The organism is Ureibacillus chungkukjangi (assembly GCF_044795995.1).
Taxonomy (GTDB): domain Bacteria; phylum Bacillota; class Bacilli; order Bacillales_A; family Planococcaceae; genus Ureibacillus; species Ureibacillus chungkukjangi.
Genome location: NZ_CP085009.1, coordinates 1,490,392 through 1,506,373, shown reverse-complemented (window position 1 = coordinate 1,506,373; position 15,982 = coordinate 1,490,392). Strand labels below are relative to the sequence as shown.

General features: G+C 36.4%; 19 protein-coding genes. 4 read left to right on the top strand and 15 right to left on the bottom strand.

From position 1 onward, the window contains the following. Positions 1-112 precede the first annotated feature (112 nt). The gene (locus LG296_RS07375; protein ID WP_404427825.1) at positions 113-343 is read right to left on the bottom strand and encodes a DUF896 domain-containing protein; all 231 of its coding nucleotides are present in this window, start codon (positions 341-343) and stop codon (positions 113-115) included. Positions 344-588: 245 nt separating this feature from the next. Then, positions 589-1,629 carry an NAD(P)-dependent alcohol dehydrogenase gene (locus LG296_RS07370; protein WP_404427824.1) on the bottom strand — a complete coding sequence of 347 codons (1,041 nt, stop codon included), beginning with the start codon at positions 1,627-1,629 and terminating at the stop codon, positions 589-591. A 298-nt stretch (positions 1,630-1,927) separates the two neighbouring features. Here LG296_RS07370 and LG296_RS07365 point away from each other — a divergent pair, with 298 nt between their 5' ends. After that, the gene (locus LG296_RS07365; RefSeq protein ID WP_251397662.1) at positions 1,928-2,332 is read left to right on the top strand and encodes a MerR family transcriptional regulator; all 405 of its coding nucleotides are present in this window, start codon (positions 1,928-1,930) and stop codon (positions 2,330-2,332) included. A gap of 59 nt (positions 2,333-2,391) precedes the next feature. Here the strand turns inward: LG296_RS07365 and LG296_RS07360 are convergent, their stop codons facing one another. After that, positions 2,392-3,051: a recombinase family protein gene (locus LG296_RS07360; RefSeq protein ID WP_107933100.1), complete on the bottom strand. Its 660-nt coding sequence runs from the start codon at positions 3,049-3,051 to the stop codon at positions 2,392-2,394. Beyond that, entirely contained in the window at positions 3,048-3,386 is a 339-nt protein-coding gene (locus LG296_RS07355) for a LysM peptidoglycan-binding domain-containing protein (RefSeq protein ID WP_404427823.1), read from the bottom strand. Before LG296_RS07355 ends, LG296_RS07360 begins: the two co-directional genes overlap by 4 nt. A gap of 171 nt (positions 3,387-3,557) precedes the next feature. Between LG296_RS07355 and lexA the strand changes: the two genes are divergently transcribed. Beyond that, positions 3,558-4,178 (top strand): transcriptional repressor LexA, encoded by a 621-nt coding sequence (lexA, locus tag LG296_RS07350; protein ID WP_107933099.1) that lies wholly within the window; start codon positions 3,558-3,560, stop codon positions 4,176-4,178. A gap of 233 nt (positions 4,179-4,411) precedes the next feature. Here lexA and LG296_RS07345 read toward each other — a convergent pair whose 3' ends face one another. Continuing rightward, complete coding sequence (locus tag LG296_RS07345; RefSeq protein WP_404427822.1) at positions 4,412-5,146, bottom strand: gamma-glutamyl-gamma-aminobutyrate hydrolase family protein; 735 nt, start codon at positions 5,144-5,146, stop codon at positions 4,412-4,414. Positions 5,147-5,234: 88 nt separating this feature from the next. Then, positions 5,235-5,678, bottom strand: coding sequence for a hypothetical protein (locus LG296_RS07340; RefSeq protein ID WP_404427821.1), 444 nt, complete (start codon positions 5,676-5,678; stop codon positions 5,235-5,237). 305 nt (positions 5,679-5,983) lie between these two features. On the opposite strand from LG296_RS07340, the gene LG296_RS07335 reads away from it, so the two are divergent. Both LG296_RS07335 and LG296_RS07330 read left to right on the top strand, forming a co-directional pair. Then, complete coding sequence (locus LG296_RS07335) at positions 5,984-6,727, top strand: hypothetical protein (RefSeq protein WP_404427820.1); 744 nt, start codon at positions 5,984-5,986, stop codon at positions 6,725-6,727. A 61-nt stretch (positions 6,728-6,788) separates the two neighbouring features. Next, a complete protein-coding gene (locus LG296_RS07330; RefSeq protein WP_404427819.1) occupies positions 6,789-8,150 on the top strand; it encodes a polysaccharide deacetylase family protein in 1,362 nt (453 codons plus the stop codon). Between the two features lie 108 nt (positions 8,151-8,258). On the opposite strand, the gene LG296_RS07325 is transcribed toward LG296_RS07330, so the two are convergent. The 9 genes from LG296_RS07325 to LG296_RS07285 all read right to left on the bottom strand — a co-directional run bounded on the left by LG296_RS07325 (position 8,259) and on the right by LG296_RS07285 (position 15,964). Continuing rightward, entirely contained in the window at positions 8,259-9,011 is a 753-nt protein-coding gene (locus tag LG296_RS07325; RefSeq protein ID WP_404427818.1) for a prepilin peptidase, read from the bottom strand. A gap of 83 nt (positions 9,012-9,094) precedes the next feature. Continuing rightward, positions 9,095-9,814 (bottom strand): potassium transporter, encoded by a 720-nt coding sequence (locus tag LG296_RS07320; protein WP_404427817.1) that lies wholly within the window; start codon positions 9,812-9,814, stop codon positions 9,095-9,097. Next, the gene (locus LG296_RS07315) at positions 9,814-10,401 is read right to left on the bottom strand and encodes a PilN domain-containing protein (RefSeq protein ID WP_404427816.1); all 588 of its coding nucleotides are present in this window, start codon (positions 10,399-10,401) and stop codon (positions 9,814-9,816) included. The genes LG296_RS07320 and LG296_RS07315 overlap by 1 nt, the downstream gene beginning before the upstream one ends. Next, positions 10,398-10,919, bottom strand: a complete 522-nt coding sequence (locus tag LG296_RS07310) for a hypothetical protein (RefSeq protein ID WP_404427815.1) — start codon at positions 10,917-10,919, stop codon at positions 10,398-10,400. The genes LG296_RS07315 and LG296_RS07310 overlap by 4 nt, the downstream gene beginning before the upstream one ends. A gap of 8 nt (positions 10,920-10,927) precedes the next feature. After that, positions 10,928-11,377: a type IV pilus biogenesis protein PilM gene (pilM, locus tag LG296_RS07305; protein ID WP_404427814.1), complete on the bottom strand. Its 450-nt coding sequence runs from the start codon at positions 11,375-11,377 to the stop codon at positions 10,928-10,930. A gap of 100 nt (positions 11,378-11,477) precedes the next feature. Next, positions 11,478-11,978: a prepilin-type N-terminal cleavage/methylation domain-containing protein gene (locus tag LG296_RS07300; protein WP_404427813.1), complete on the bottom strand. Its 501-nt coding sequence runs from the start codon at positions 11,976-11,978 to the stop codon at positions 11,478-11,480. Positions 11,979-12,026: 48 nt separating this feature from the next. Then, complete coding sequence (locus LG296_RS07295; RefSeq protein ID WP_404427812.1) at positions 12,027-13,235, bottom strand: type II secretion system F family protein; 1,209 nt, start codon at positions 13,233-13,235, stop codon at positions 12,027-12,029. Positions 13,236-13,253: 18 nt separating this feature from the next. Continuing rightward, positions 13,254-14,297, bottom strand: coding sequence for a type IV pilus twitching motility protein PilT (locus LG296_RS07290; protein ID WP_404427811.1), 1,044 nt, complete (start codon positions 14,295-14,297; stop codon positions 13,254-13,256). Positions 14,298-14,305: 8 nt separating this feature from the next. Further along, entirely contained in the window at positions 14,306-15,964 is a 1,659-nt protein-coding gene (locus LG296_RS07285; protein WP_404427973.1) for a GspE/PulE family protein, read from the bottom strand. Positions 15,965-15,982: the final 18 nt, after the last annotated feature.

The window sequence follows — 15,982 nt, the reverse complement described above, 5'->3', positions numbered from 1 at the left end:
TCTCACGCTTAATATTGTACTTTTACAGTTTAGACAAGATTTTCTAAGAAAACAATCTATTCTGAGGACATTTTTAGAATAATGTTATACTTTTCGTTATTATGTCACATTATTAGTTTAATTTATTTCGTTGAATTTCTTTAACTTTCTCTGGCGTTACATCATTTCCAGTTGCATCAATGATTTGAACGTTTTCGATAGTATTTCGGAAAGAAGAACGGAATGAATCCAAATATTCTTTTCGAAGCTGTGTACGTTCCTTCGCTTCAACCTCTGTTAATTTACCCTCTTTAGCCTTTTTTGATAGCTCATTTATTCTTTTGATTTTTTGTTCTGATAACATATGATCTCACCTTTCTATTTCAATCAATTAGTATGGAAGATTTTAAGTATTATGCTAAAACTTATACTAAATGAAGATACTCAATACTTCAAAGGTAAGTAAAAATGGAGGGAAGTGCAAGTATTTCATCTTGCTTAATAGATATGTAATAAATGATGGGGTAAATTGTAGAAAACTAATTAGAGAAAAGGGCGTCGCAAAAAGTAGTTTAAATTTTGAACACCCTTTTCTAAATTTCAAAATTGTTACATCGTACTAATATCAATCACAAATCGATACTTCACATCTGAAGCAAGAACGCGTTCGTAGGCTTCGTCGATTTGGTCTGCTGAAATAACTTCTATTTTTGGAACAATATTATGCTGTGCACAGAAATCTAACATTTCCTGTGTCTCTCGGATGCCTCCGATTAATGAGCCAGCAAATGAGCGACGTTGCCCGATTAAATAATGGACATTGACAGATAATGGTTCACCTGGAGCACCAACGTTAACAAGTGTACCGTCTAATGTTAGTAATCCAAAATATGCATTAATATCGATTTTCGCACTAACTGTATTTATGATTAAGTCAAAATGGCCAGCAAGGGTTTCAAATGTTGCTGGATCACTTGTAGCATAGTACTGATCTGCCCCTAATTCCAAGCCATCTTCTTTTTTACTTAATGTTTGTGATAGCACCGTAACTTCCGCGCCCATTGCATGTGCAATTTGAACAGCCATATGGCCAAGACCACCTAGACCTATAACCGCCACTTTTTTACCTGGGCCTGCTCCCCATTTATTTAAAGGAGAAAATGTTGTGATACCCGCACATAGTAATGGCGCTGCATCATCAAGAGAAATATTATCAGGTATTCTTAGTACAAAATCCTCTGTTACGACAATATGAGTAGAGTAGCCACCTTGAGTTGGTTCACCGTACTTATCAACTCCTGCATAAGTTGGGACATGTCCATTTAGACAGAATTGTTCTTCGCCTTTATGACAGTTCTCACAATCGCCACAAGAGTCAACCATACATCCCACACCTACACGGTCTCCTACTTTATATTTAGTAACCTCTGTACCAACATCAGTTACAATTCCTGCAATCTCATGCCCTGGAACAAGTGGAAAGTTCACTGCACCCCATTCACCATGAGCGGTATGGATGTCTGAATGGCAAATGCCTGCATATTTAATTTCAATTAATACATCATGTAAATCTAAATCACGACGTTTAATTTCTGCAGCATGAAAGGATTTGTTTGGACCATCGATTGCTCGCGCTTTTGCAATTACCATTTAAAATTCCTCCAATTATAAGTTTATCAAGAGAATCTTATTTACTGGGTAATTTGATGATTTATAAACCTGTGTAATCATTATTGCCCCAATTTTCCCTTGTACATATATGTTAATCCTTATAGTTAACTCTAGGTCAAGCAATGGACTTCACTTTTATATAAGCAAAATAGGTTAAATAGATTCATTTTCTTTTAAAAAAGAAGTCGATTTTGAATTCTAATACAGAAGGTGATAAAATTTTCCATAAAATTATAAAGTTTACTAGAAATATAGCTATTAAGAAAAGGTGAAAAAGATGAAAACATATTCTATAAGCGAAGTGGCAAAGGAATTAAATCTCACAGCATACACCTTGCGATACTACGACAAGGAAGGACTTATGCCTTTTGTTGAAAGAACACCTAGTGGAAAACGAATATTTACAGAGTCGGATATTGGATTTTTGAAAGTGATTCAGTGTTTGAAATTAACAGGGATGCCTCTTAAGGATATAAAAAACTTCATAGCTTGGTGCTCTGATGGAGATTCTACTCTACAGCAAAGATATGATATGTTCGTAGATCGTAAGGCTACTGTAGAAGCACAGATGGAGGAATTAAAGAAAACGCTAGAAGTCATTGAACATAAAACCTTCTATTATAAAACAGCATTAGAAGCTGGAACTGAAGAGATTCATAAGGAAAATAAGGTTTGGATTTAAACTATTTATAGGATAGGGCTAGCTCATTTTAGAGCTAGCACTAATAAGTTAGGCAAGAACTAAACTTCAAGTCCTTCAACATATTCAATATATCTGCGATGTACTGTCGCTTTACTTACTTCGAAACCTAGTCCTTTTAAAGTGGACGCAATTTCTAGGAATGTTAGTCCTTTTTCTCTAAGATTAACAATCTCTTCGATTGGGACCTCTATCCGCTCGCGACCTTCATGATTATGTCGATTTTTAATATTCAACTCAGGACGATAGCCATTATCAACGGCACGTCTCATTCCTCTTTTAATTTTTGCATTGTGAATTTTGCGTTGATATTCTTCCACAATTGCTAAAATTTCAAGTAGCATCGTATCCATCTCATTTAAGCTCATTGGACCGGCGTTATTTAACGAATAAACTGTTGTCTCATTCTTGTGTAGTAAATGCAGTACCGCCATTCGTGCATTACCACGTCCTAAACGTGTTTCGTCTTGCACAAATAATACTTGGACATTCTTTTCTTTTATATAATCTAGCATTTCTAAAAGGCCTTCTCTTTCAACCTCGTAACCGCTATGCTGATCTTGAAATACCTCTAGAACTTGAAAGTCCATGTCCTTTGCAAACGATCGCAGCTCCTCTTCTTGTCGAACAAGTGACGTCTCTTGCGTATTTTTCTCTGTACTTACCCGTGTATAAATGACGGCTTTGTTTTGTTTACTCATGGGTTTTTAATCGCTACCTCTACTGAATGAAGCTCTTCTTCACTCTTTAAATTTGCAATATAGATACTTTTTTCATTTACAGGAATAGTTAAAGGATGTCCTGCAACAATATGCTCTCCATTAAGTGCATTTTCAGCTTTCACTTGTTTAATCCACTCTTGCTTTGTCATTTTACCACGGTATTGTTCTGCTAAAGTCCATAATGTATCACCATGTTGAACTTCGACTTGTTCGTATGTTGTACTGCCATTATCAGTTATTAATAGAAATGCACCCATCACAAAGAAAGCAACGAATAACACAACGATATAAGAATTTTTTTGTAAATATTTCATAATTAAAACCTCTTTTCGAATATTTGTTCTCACGAATGTATGTTCTTACTTTAATACGAACACTTGTTTTTGTCAACAGCATTTTCGAACCTATGTTTGCATTTCTGTTCTTCCACTGATATACTATATGTAACTAATAGAGATACATATTCACAAAAAGAGGTGATAGAGTTGAAAAAAATATCAAAAAGGCAGGAAGATATTTTAACATTCATAAAAGAAGAGGTTCGCACTAAAGGTTATCCACCTTCTGTTCGTGAAATTGGAGAAGCAGTAGGACTTGCCTCAAGCTCAACAGTACATGGACATTTAGCTCGCTTAGAAAGCAAAGGCTTAATCCGACGTGACCCAACAAAACCGCGCGCAATCGAGATTTTAGATCAAGAAGAAGCGGCAGTTCAAAAGCAATCTGTAGTCCATGTTCCTCTTGTAGGTAAAGTTACAGCTGGTCTACCAATTACAGCGATAGAAAATATTGAAGAATACTTCCCTCTACCAGATGCTTATGGCACTAGCGAAGAGAATCTTTTCATGCTAGAAGTAATGGGAGAATCAATGATTGAAGCTGGTATTTTAGATGGAGATTATGTAGTAGTTAAGCAAACAAACACAGCGAACAACGGAGAAATTGTTGTAGCTATGACTGAGGACGATGAAGCAACGGTAAAACGCTTTTTTAAAGAGAAAACTCATTTCCGTCTTCAACCTGAAAACTCAAGTATGGACCCAATCCTAGTAAATCAAGTATCGATTTTAGGTAAAGTTGTAGGATTATATCGTAATATTCATTAAAAAAGGTTGTCTCGTTGGTCATTAGACTGTGAGACAACCTTTTTAATGTGGTTTTGAGTTAGTGATTGATCACATAAAGTTGCTTGTGAGCGTTTAAGGGTGCGTTGTGTTCATATAATTTGATTTATGATCACTTGGCAAATTTTCTAGTATGAATAACCTAGCTTTCTCGCGGTTAACTGCATGGGTCATACATACACCAACGCTGGCTATGTCATCGCGTATACCCTACCCTATGACTGAATAACTCCAACCCCATTTTCAACCTTACTCTTACAAGCATCGATGAATGACTTGAACAGATTTTTCGCATGCTCATCCTCTGCTATTGCCATTTCCTCTGGATGCCATTGGACGGCTACGCAATATGGATAATCCTTCATTTCGATAGCTTCAATGATGCCGTCACTTGATTTGGCTGTGATTTCGAATATTTCGGGCACCTTTTTAAGGGCTTGGTGATGGAATGAGTTGACTGCAATCTTTTCTTTGCCTACTATTTCATGCAACTGACTGCCCTTTGTAATCTCGATAAAATGCGATGCCTCTCTCCTGCGCGCATTTTGTTGATGGAGAATTGGCGTTTGCTCATATTGAGAATTGATATCTTGATAGAGTGTCCCACCTAAAGCGACATTCAAAAGCTGAATTCCACGGCAAATCCCGAAAATCGGTAACGTTTTCTTTAGAGCAGCTTCTGTTAGCATTAGCTCAACTTCATCACGCTCTAGCATAATATGGCCGATTTTAATATGGGGCTCTTCATCGAAAAAGTGAGGGTGCACGTCTACCCCACCCGTTAACAGTAAGCCATCAATTCCATCAAGCAGCTGATCTACATCACTTTCAACGCCAAAAGGAATATTAACCGGAATCCCACCTGCTTGAATAATAGATTTTACATATGCTTCATTAATACAGTATTGCCCATTGTTCGTTGTCATTGTTACACCAATAATCGGTTTCATCCAAACACCTCCAAAATCTTTAAATAGTTACTTGCTTTAGAATATTCTAGATTAAAATGGTATTTCCTCTTATAACTTGCATGAAGTTTCAATCCCAGTGCCAATCATTATATGTGTAGTAATCCGCTAAAGAGATAGGCTTGTAATTTGAGCAAAAATCCAGGAGATGTTGCCTTCTTTTCTCCAGATTACTTGCGTCAGAAAAAATTTCACATACTTCACTTTTATTTTTAAAATCAAAATCTATCAAACAGAATATTTCATTATCATTATCACCATAGGGGGAAAAATTTCCGTATCGACAAGTTTGACAGGCTGCGATTCTTATATTCTTTGGTAGTGCTTTTTGAAAATTTTTTACGCCAAGCTCCGTAACATTCGATATTTTAGAAATGACATGTTGATTTTCTAAAAAGACTTCATATTGAATAATTTCCAATTCGCCGTCTATTGTTCGCTCAGTCAATGCTTTTGTAGGAAGCGTTGACAACTTATCGTCAATCAGATAATTAACTAAAATTATTCTAAGCAAATTGTCATCCCCTTTCTATAACGAAGCATCTAATCTATTAACATTAAATAATTCCTACTATTTAAAATATCGGAATTACAAAATATTGTAAAACTACTTAAAAATTTAGCTGAAAATTTATCCCGAAACTAATCTCCTATTTTATCAGCTTAATATTTACGAAAATCCTTATATATTCTTAATCTATCAAATAAAACAATCTAACCAGTAGTTGACTTTCTACCATATACATTTAAAATTAAATTAGTTAATTCGATATATAATAAGACCATAAAATAGGATTTACATAGGAGTGGACATAGAGGATGGAAATAACTGAGAAAAAGAAAGGCAATTGGTTTAAAAATGCACTAAGTAATCAAAACCAATTAGAAGATACAGTAAAAGAATCAATCGAGACTGAAATAGAATTGGAACAAGAGCCACAAGAACAAGTGGATACTATCACAAATACGGTAGAAGAATCTGCTCCATTGGTGACGGATAATACACCATCATTATTCTCAAAAGAAAATCAAGACAAAATTGCATTAGATGTAATTGTTTCTATTGAAAATATATTAAAGGAACGTCAGCTACTTGCCTACAAAAACGATGCTATGATGGACCAAATTAATGCTGCAAACGAAACAATCTATCGATTTAAGCGTGAAATGTTAAAAAAGGATCAGCTTCTACAAGATAAAAATAAAGAAATTCGCGAGTTAGAAAATACGCTAACGAACAAGCAAATGAGCTACGACCAGCTTCTTGAGGATTACAAAGAGTATCAGCTTTCATCCAATTTGGAATTTGATAAGATTTCAAATCAACTTGATACTGAAAAAGCAAAATATAACAAGCTATATGAAGAGTCGACTAAAACTCACTCAGTTCAAGTAACGAAGATTAACGAGCTTGAAGAGAAAATTAGAAATCTCGAAATCGAAAATCAGAAATTTGAAGAGCAATATCACAAAATTTCTAATGAAAAAGCTGATTTAATGAAGAGCATTAATGACTTTACAGAAAGAATGTCTTTCTCTTTTACACCGAAAAATAACGATTAAAAATCATAGTTATTATTAGTATAAATCACAAGTGATGCCTTTTTTGAGAAGGGAGGTAACTATGTCTGTTAATTTTGTAAAAATCGTTGAAGTACTATCGATAGAATCTAAAAATGATGCGAGTTATTTACATATCAAGATTTATTTGGATCAGGAGCTGGAGTTATTTTGGGAGATTGATGCTTCAACCGCAAATAGCTTAAGAAGTATTTGTGAATTTGATGAAACCCATAAATACCGTTTATCTTTGAGGACAAAAACATACTCAGATCCAGGTAACTATATTAGCTATGTAACGAAGACATACTTAAGTAATAGCAATCGACTTACTTTTTCTTGTTCAGAAGAATTTGTACATCAAGTCGAGCTCCTTAAACAGTGTACTAGTAATAAAGACTTACTTGAATTACCATTTTTCGATAAGAGTTTGCCTGAAGATGATATAGAAGATAAGGAAATTGAAGATACTATTCAATCACCTATTGAGGAACAAGTTGAAGCAAATTCAGTTGTTACTATAAATAATAAACAAATGGCGAATATCAACGAGTTTAGCAGTGAGATTGTACCTTTAAAATCCCAAGAAGCTATTATTGAAAAAGAAGTAGTTCAAGACGTTAAAGCCATTGAGTCACTGCTTAAAACGGCTCCTCATAAGGTGAAGTTAAAATCAAACAAATGGGTATACATTGCCTCTCTTAGCTTATTAGCTATAGTTATTCTCGTTAGCTTAGTTATTTTCAAACCAGACCAAAAAGTTACTCAACACCAAGAGAATGAGGAAGTAAAACCCGTTTTACAAGATACAAAGCTTGACGCACCAAGTTCTGACAAGCCAAATTCACTAACTATCGATGAACCAATTACCTTTAACTTACCAGAAGGCTATATTGCATTTACATTCAATGAAGGACCTTCTGCATATACAGAACAAATTGTCGACGTTTTAAATCAATTTGATATTGGAGCTACCTTCTTCTTTATTGGCAAAGAAGTTGAAAAATATCCTAATTCTGTTCAGTCCGTCTATTCTAATGGATATACAATTGGCAGTATGACGATGAACAACGCGCCAATCGCCACTCTTCCCTACGAAGAACAAGAAAAGGAACTACTGGCATCCATGGAGTCACTTCAAAGAGTAACAAAAGAAAAAGTCCATTTATTCAGGCCACCTGCCGCCCTTTTTAACCAAGACACTCAAGATATCTTGGCAAATACTGCTGTAAAATTAACTCTTTGGAATAATAATCCTCAGGAAAAGCAAACTGGAGATTCTGCTCAGCTTCTCGAAACAATTAAGGAGAGCGAATTATCAGGCTCTATTGTTTATTTACAAGAATCTCAGGAGGTTGTCGATTCATTAGCAGCTATGATTGAGATGGCACAAAAGCAAAACCTTAAAATTGTCAGTATCAACTAAAATGCTTTATCAATATCCTCAAACACAAGCAGTGGCAATCGTGTTTGAGGATTTTATTTCATAAAAAAACAATTCGACGGAAGATATCCACCTTCGAATTGCTACATTTTAAAATAGATTCATATACCAATCTAAAATATTATTACCATAAAAATAAACGATAACAGCAGCTGCTGCAATGGATGGTCCAAATGGAACGGGCGTTTTTCGCCCTTGATTACGTACCTTTAGGACAATGATTCCTACTATCATGCCGATAAAAGCAGCGATGAAAAGTGTTAGCAATGTGTTCATTGTGCCTAGTACTAGACCAATTAAAAAGAAGAGTTTAATATCTCCCCCACCCATGCCCCCTTTGGAGACAACTGCAATCAGATAGAGTATTCCGAACCCAATTACTGCACCAAGTAAACTATCCCACCAAGGATCTAGTGGTGACAAAATCCTACCTACCAATAAAAACGGTAGGAAAAATAACAGAATTTTGTCTGGAATCAGCATATAGGCAAAATCAGAAACAACTATAATTACTAATAGGGATATGAAAAAAAGGGCTACAGCCGTTTCAACCGTTAAACCTAAGCTCCAAACAGTAAAAGCAAACAAAAGTCCTGTCACAATCTCAGTAACGAGATAGATTGGTGAAATCTTAGTATGACATGTGCGACATTTCCCTCGTAAAATTATGTATGATAAAACTGGAATAAGGTCAATCACTGTTAGACGGCGTTGACAGCTCGTACAATGTGATGGCGGTGTTGAAATGGACTCTTTTTTTGGTATCCTTAACCCAACTACATTAAAAAACGAGCCAAAAACAAGCCCAAATATAAATGCAAAAACGGTATAAACAATCTCCATAACTCTTCACCTTCCTATAATATAAATTGTCGGGACCCTAAAAGAAGAATCCCGACAGTTTTTTATAATTTATTTTGAACCGATTAAGATTCACCTTCGTAATAGAAAGTAGTAACTTGGATTGAGGCATTTAAGGATTCAGCCACATCTTCCATAAATTCTCCCTCTTCACCTGGAAGAGTAAAGCTAATCGTATCCACATGCATGATTCGAGGAAGCTTTTCAAGCTCCTTTATAAAGCTTTGTAGACTTTGATACTCTGGTACCTCTAATTCAAGGTTGAAAGTTATTAATTTTAACTCAGGCGGCAATGTCTCAGCAGCAATATCAGAAACAGGTGTTTCAGCCACTTCTTCAGCTTCAGTACCTTCTGTTTCTCCTTCAATTGCAGGTTCTTCAGCGGTATCTTCCTCGGAAACGATTTCTTCTTCTGGAGTAGGTGCAATTGCAGATTCTGACACTAATGTATCATAGCTATTGAAGCCAATCGACGTTATACGTGCCTCTGACACAAATTCGATTTCCTCTAAGTTTAACAACAACTGATCAATTTCACGTGACTTTGGCAGCTTTTGACGAATAGTAAATATATTTTCTACCTCAATTGCTGCTTGTTCATCCATCGAAGACATTTGGCCTTCTAATGTAGTAATTTCAGTTTGCAAAGCATTAATTGAGCCTTCAATGGATACGACATTGTCTATTTTCGGTAAGACTATATAATAATAAACTGCAAATAATAGAGCAGCTACTAAAACTATAAGCAATAATAAAGAAGTATTTTTATTACTAGAGAGCTTCATTATTGAACACCTCCAGTAGTTAAATACGTCTCATTTATAAGGAGCGTAATTTCAACAGATTGTCTTGGAATGACATCAAAATTCGTTACTCCCTCAGTTCCAAGCTCCTCGCCTAGTCCAGAGTTTGTAATCGAAAGGACTTGTCCATCAGTAAAATATGAACTATTTGATAGTCTAGATACATATGTCGCTACATCACTTAAAGTTTCGAAATCCACAGAGATTGAAACACTTCCAGGGTTAAATGTATAATTACGCAAATAAGAATTGCTTGGTTGTAACCCTTGAATTTCATCCATTAATGGAGAAACTGGATAGGATACCGTTTCAACAAACCTTAACGATTGTTCAAGAGACCCTTGATTAACCGATTGTGACGTATTGACGTCTGATAGTAGCTGATCACGTTGTGTGATTAAATTAGCTTCCTCAGCTTGTAATTCTGTAATTTGTGCACGAGCACCAAAATATTGCCATAAAAATAAAGACAATAGCAATAATGCAACGATACTCATTAGAATGTATAGTAACTTTGAGCCTTGTTGATTTCTTTCGACTTTGGGTATGAGGTTAATATCTGGAATCATGAATGAACCTCCTTTAAAGCCAAGCCTAGTAACGATGCATGTTTTGCTTTAAACCCAGGATAGTACAATGATATTAAGGAGTCACTTACCAACTTCGCTGAAACTGGTAAAGTATCTCGTATATAACTATAAATATTATCGATCAATGGATTATCGCCCATGACAATGATTTCATCTACTGACTTTTCCCCTTTATGAAGAGAGAAACGGAAGAAATTCATAATTCGGTCAAGCTCTAGCACTTGGTCCATTACCGTCATTCGATAATCTTCTAAATCACCCTCATATGTAAATTCAAGCTCATTCTCTTCTGAAGTCTTGGCATGCCATTGGGAAATCACTGTTGGAATTTGCTGATATCGTAAAAAATCCACATGCCCATTCGAGTAAATACAAATGGATAATTCGTTAACAAGCCAATTAGCAATTAAATACGTCTTTTCATTATCAATCATTTGAAGATTTTCAAGTAAGCGTAAATTACATAAAGCACGGATGTCTGCAGCTTGAGGCTCCATATTGATATCTAAAAATAAGTTAATATATTAATTACTTCCTCAGAGGCAGCAGCAAAAATCATTGCCTGTCCGTCCCCCTCAGTAGGATCATATACATCAATAAGTGGATCCTGGAAAGGTAAGTGAATACTATGACCAAGCTCCATCTGAACATACTCTTTTAGTTTATTTGCTTCCACATCACGTGGATGCTCAAAGGATTTTAATAGGACAGTTGGATCCGGAACGAAAAATCGAACATGCTGATTTTTCCCGCCCCATTTGGATGCATTTTCTTTAAAAATCTCAAATAACGCCATTTCATCTTTTAAAGTGGCTTCATCGATGATTTCATGAGGCAATGCCGCTTCAAACACCTCAGCCTGTGACAAATCTGAGCCCTTCGAAACAAGCGCGCGAATCACATAATCATTAATTTCTATGGAAACATGGGAATTCTTTTTATTTTTATTGAACATGCGCAGGGCTCCTTTAAAACAATTAATTAGTACATCATTGGAACATCCAATTAATATTGGATGTTCTATAAATTACCAATTTCAAACAATTATCCTGTTATTAACTATTCATAGCAGCAAGGATAGTCTCTTCCGGAACAGCCGCAGTTCCAGCTTCTAGTGCATCTACACCAGTAATTCTTTTAAAGTCATGATCACTATCCCAAGTTAAAGACCATAAACCAGTAGAATTATTATATGCAGCAATAATTGAAGTTTTATTCTTTAATTTTGCATCTAAGTAAGTATTAAGTTCTGCACCCGAACAAGAATCATCAACACAAGCTCCATCCGCGTAAGCAATTTTAGCTGCACTGATAATTGATGTTGCATCACTTAATACTGCTTTATCTCTTTGTTTACTTACTATATTTCCAATTGCAGGAATAGCAATTGCAGCAATAATAGCTAAGATTACTACTACTGCTAAAAGTTCGATTAATGTTAAACCTTTTTCGTTTTTAATACGTTTTTTCATTGTTTTAAACATATTAAATCCTCCTTTTAATTTTTCATTTTGTTTTTGGTTAATTTTTAGTATTTGCGTGGACGTTGGTTGCATACCTTTTCACCTCCCTGCAAAACGTCCCAGTCCAGTTATATTTTTTCATTACATTTGCTCGTATAGACTAAACATCGGTAAGAAGATGGCTGCTACGATAACACCTACAATACAAGCTAAGAACAGAATCATTAAAGGTTCAATTAATGATTTAAGGGTATCTACAGAGCGTTCTACCTCTGCATCATAGAACTCAGCAACTTTTTCCAACATATAATCCAAAGAACCTGTTGACTCGCCGATTTTTGTCATGGAAGTTACAAGTGGTGGGAAAAGCCAGCTTTCTTCTAAAGGTTCGGAAAGTGTATTTCCTCGTTCAAGACTATCTCTTGCCTCTAAAACCACTTTACTCATAACAGGATTTCCAACTACTCTCTCTACAATCGTTAAGGACTGTAAAATAGGTACAGCACTGCTAAATAATGAAGATAGAGTTCCCATCATACGAGAAATTGCCGATTTTTGTAGCAATGGTCCAAAGATCGGCATTCTTAGCAATGCGTAATGGACGGCATAGTTAAATTGAGCATTTCTTTTATAAAGCATCTGAAATGCAATAATTGCACCAATTACCAGTAACAAGACTAACCACCAAAACCTCTGTAACCATTCACTGAGAGCAATAATGGCAACTGTCATCCAAGGTAATTCAGCTCCCATGCTTTCAAAAGACTCTACAAAGGATGGAACTATGAAAACCATCATGAAAATCGCTACAATTATCGTTATTACAAAAAGCACCACAGGATATGTCATCGTCGATTGAACTTTTTTCTTCAAGTTGTATTGCTTTTCAAATGAATTCGCTAAACGCTCTAGCGTATCATCTATATTTCCTGTTGCCTCACCTGAACGCATCATGTTCGAAAACAATAGTGGGAATACTTTTGGATGCTTTGCTGTTGCTTCTGAGAATGAAACCCCTGTGCGAATATCGTCCTCTACAGTTTCTAAGGCTTTTTTCAAGGGCTTACTTTTTGTCTGATCTGCTAATATGCGAGTGGACTCCACGATTGAAACTCCAGCTCTTATTAGAGTCGCAAACTGTCTTAGATAGATAACAAAGTCTTGGTTTTTAACCTTTGCAGCTCCAATATTCAATTCCTTATGCAGAATACTATTTGATTCGTTTACTTCTCGAGGGTTAATCCCTTTAGCTCTTAGTTTTGCTATGGCCGCTTGTTTATTCATGGCATCTACAATGCCCTTCGTTGGAGCACCCTGCTGCGTACGACCTATATATTTATAAACAGTCATTTACTCACCAACGTTCATTTACTTATAATCTTCAAAATGTAGATAAGGTCTTGCTTCCTCCATCGATACCTTGCCAGTGGAAACGAGTGATTGAACAGAAGTTTCTAAAGTATGCATCCCTAGTGCTCTGCTTGTTTGCATGACACTTGGAATTTGGTGTACTTTCTCGTTTCGAATTAAGTTGGTTACTGAAGGAGGTGCAGTTAATATCTCGGTCGCAGCGACACGACCATTTGTATCTCTTCTTGCAAACAGTCGTTGTGAAATAATTCCTTGTAGTACGTTTGCAAGCTGAATTCGTATTTGGCCCTGCTGATGCGGTGGAAATACATCGATAATGCGGTCAATTGTTGTAGGAGCACTTGATGTATGCAATGTTGCAAACACTAAATGTCCCGTTTCAGCTGCTGTAATTGCAGTAGAAATCGTTTCTAAGTCACGCATCTCGCCAACTAAAATGACATCTGGATCCTGACGAAGAGCTGCTCGTAAACCACTTGTAAAATCCTGTGTATCGATTCCAATTTCACGTTGATTGACAACTGATTGTTTATGATGATGTAAATACTCGATTGGGTCTTCAAGTGTGATGATATGCTTTGATTTTGTTTCATTAATATAGTCAAGCATTGCTGCTAAAGTTGTTGATTTCCCTGAACCTGTTGGACCAGTAACTAAAATAAGTCCTTGAGGCTTGTCCGCTAGATCATAAAGAATCTTAGGCATACCTAGTCCTTCGATGGTTGGTATTTTAGATGGAATTAAACGAAATGCTATGGCGCTTTCGTTCCTTTGATGATAAGCATTTACACGAAATCGACATAAGTCACCAAGAGAAAAATTAAAATCTGTTTCTCCTTTTTGTTCGTATTCTTCAATCTTGTAATCAGGAAGAACTTCCCTTACAAGCGCCTCAGCATCATTAGGGGAAACTGTATAATCACCAAATTGCTTCAGCTTTCCATTTATACGATACATCGGTGGTATTCCTACCGTTATGTGTAAGTCCGATGCCTTTTCTTCGTAGGCTCTTTCTAATAATGAACGTATACTAAACATCATTTCACTTCCTATTCAACTGTCGCTACGTGAAGTACTTCTTCAGTTGTTGTATATCCGTCTAATACTTTTAACAAACCATCCTCTACCAGTGTGTGATAGCCTGCTTCTTTCATGTAATTTCTTAACGTACTAACACTTGCACGTTGTAGGATAAAATCTTTCAGTGTTCTATTAATAGGTAAAATCTCATGAATGGCAATACGCCCACGATATCCAGTATGATTACATGCTGGACAGCCACGTCCACGATTTACCGTTTCAACAGTCATACCAACCTCTGCAAAGATTTCCTTTTCGCGGTCAGTTGCAGGAACTGTTTTACCACAGTCTCGACAAACTCGGCGAACTAGACGCTGTGCCACTACTCCTACTAATGAAGATGAAATTAGGAATGGTTCAATTCCCATGTCATTTAGTCTTGAAATTGACTCAACTGCACTATTCGTATGGAGTGTACTTAAAACTAAGTGTCCCGTTAGTGAAGCACGCGTTGCAATTTCAGCTGTATCTAAGTCTCGGATTTCCCCTATCATGACAATATCAGGATCTTGACGAAGAATTGAGCGTAAACCTGCAGCGAAGGTTAGGCCAACCTCTTCTTTTACTTGAATTTGGTTAATACCTTCTAATTGATACTCCACTGGATCTTCTACCGTAATTATATTGACGCCTTCCTTATTAAGGTGCGAAAGCGCAGCATATAAGGTTGTTGACTTCCCTGACCCAGTAGGACCAGTAATTAAAACAATCCCATTTGGGCGAGAAATCATTTTTCGGAAAAGCTCTTCGTTTTTAAAGTGCAAGCCTAATTTATCTACATCGGTTGCTGCGTTACTTAAATCAAGAATACGCATAACAATTTTTTCACCGTAAATGGTTGGTAAAGTCGATAAACGTATATCTATAGGCTTAAAGTTCACTGATGTTTTAATACGTCCATCCTGAGGAACACGGTTTTCAGTAATATTCAGACCACCCATAATCTTCACACGGGCAGATAGCATATTTTGCATGTGCTTCGGCAACGAACGTTCTGTACGCAGCTTCCCATCAACACGGTAACGGACACGGAAATCAGTTTCCTGTGGGTCAAAGTGAATATCACTCGCACGCTGCGCTACGCCGTTTGCGATGATTTGGTTCACTAGACGTACAATTGGCGATTCTTCATCCGTGATTTCCGGCTGTGATTCTGGAGTTGTTACTCCTAAATCGGAAAGTGCCGCTTCCATTGACTCTTGCAGGTCATAGTACTTTGTAATGGTACGATACAAGTCATCTTTTGCTGCAATACTAGTTTCAATTTGACAGCCAGTCGCCATTCGGACTTCCTCAATAGCGAAATAATCCATCGGGTCAGCCATTGCGATGAATAATTTGTTTTTATCTCGTCGAATCGGCATGATATTAGCACGCTTTGCTAGTTCAGCGGGAACTAATTGCAAGAGCTCTGGTTCAATCGAGTATTGGTTTAAGTTGATATGTGGGACACCTAATTGAAATTCGAGTACCTCGATCAACTGTTGTTCAGTTAAATAATTTTCTCGAATAAGGAAGTCACCTAGTTTTTCGTCCCGACTTTTATTTGATAATGCATAGTCAAGCTGTTCGTTTGTTATTACACCTGCTTCAACTAATAAGTCACCTAGTCGTTTTCGTGTCTGCATTCGCAATTGCCAAACTCC

Excerpts from the sequence above, each read along its gene's own strand:
- LG296_RS07375 (WP_404427825.1), bottom strand. The coding sequence starts at position 343 with ATGTTATCAGAACAAAAAATCAAAAGAATAAATGAGCTATCAAAAAAG.
- LG296_RS07370 (WP_404427824.1), bottom strand. The coding sequence starts at position 1,629 with ATGGTAATTGCAAAAGCGCGAGCAATCGATGGTCCAAACAAATCCTTT.
- LG296_RS07365 (WP_251397662.1), top strand. The coding sequence starts at position 1,928 with ATGAAAACATATTCTATAAGCGAAGTGGCAAAGGAATTAAATCTCACA.
- LG296_RS07360 (WP_107933100.1), bottom strand. The coding sequence starts at position 3,051 with ATGAGTAAACAAAACAAAGCCGTCATTTATACACGGGTAAGTACAGAG.
- LG296_RS07355 (WP_404427823.1), bottom strand. The coding sequence starts at position 3,386 with ATGAAATATTTACAAAAAAATTCTTATATCGTTGTGTTATTCGTTGCT.
- LG296_RS07345 (WP_404427822.1), bottom strand. The coding sequence starts at position 5,146 with ATGAAACCGATTATTGGTGTAACAATGACAACGAACAATGGGCAATAC.
- LG296_RS07335 (WP_404427820.1), top strand. The coding sequence starts at position 5,984 with ATGGAAATAACTGAGAAAAAGAAAGGCAATTGGTTTAAAAATGCACTA.
- LG296_RS07330 (WP_404427819.1), top strand. The coding sequence starts at position 6,789 with ATGTCTGTTAATTTTGTAAAAATCGTTGAAGTACTATCGATAGAATCT.
- LG296_RS07325 (WP_404427818.1), bottom strand. The coding sequence starts at position 9,011 with ATGGAGATTGTTTATACCGTTTTTGCATTTATATTTGGGCTTGTTTTT.
- LG296_RS07320 (WP_404427817.1), bottom strand. The coding sequence starts at position 9,814 with ATGAAGCTCTCTAGTAATAAAAATACTTCTTTATTATTGCTTATAGTT.
- LG296_RS07315 (WP_404427816.1), bottom strand. The coding sequence starts at position 10,401 with ATGATTCCAGATATTAACCTCATACCCAAAGTCGAAAGAAATCAACAA.
- LG296_RS07310 (WP_404427815.1), bottom strand. The coding sequence starts at position 10,919 with ATGGAGCCTCAAGCTGCAGACATCCGTGCTTTATGTAATTTACGCTTA.
- pilM (WP_404427814.1), bottom strand. The coding sequence starts at position 11,377 with ATGTTCAATAAAAATAAAAAGAATTCCCATGTTTCCATAGAAATTAAT.
- LG296_RS07300 (WP_404427813.1), bottom strand. The coding sequence starts at position 11,978 with ATGCAACCAACGTCCACGCAAATACTAAAAATTAACCAAAAACAAAAT.
- LG296_RS07295 (WP_404427812.1), bottom strand. The coding sequence starts at position 13,235 with ATGACTGTTTATAAATATATAGGTCGTACGCAGCAGGGTGCTCCAACG.
- LG296_RS07290 (WP_404427811.1), bottom strand. The coding sequence starts at position 14,297 with ATGATGTTTAGTATACGTTCATTATTAGAAAGAGCCTACGAAGAAAAG.
- LG296_RS07285 (WP_404427973.1), bottom strand. The coding sequence starts at position 15,964 with ATGCAGACACGAAAACGACTAGGTGACTTATTAGTTGAAGCAGGTGTA.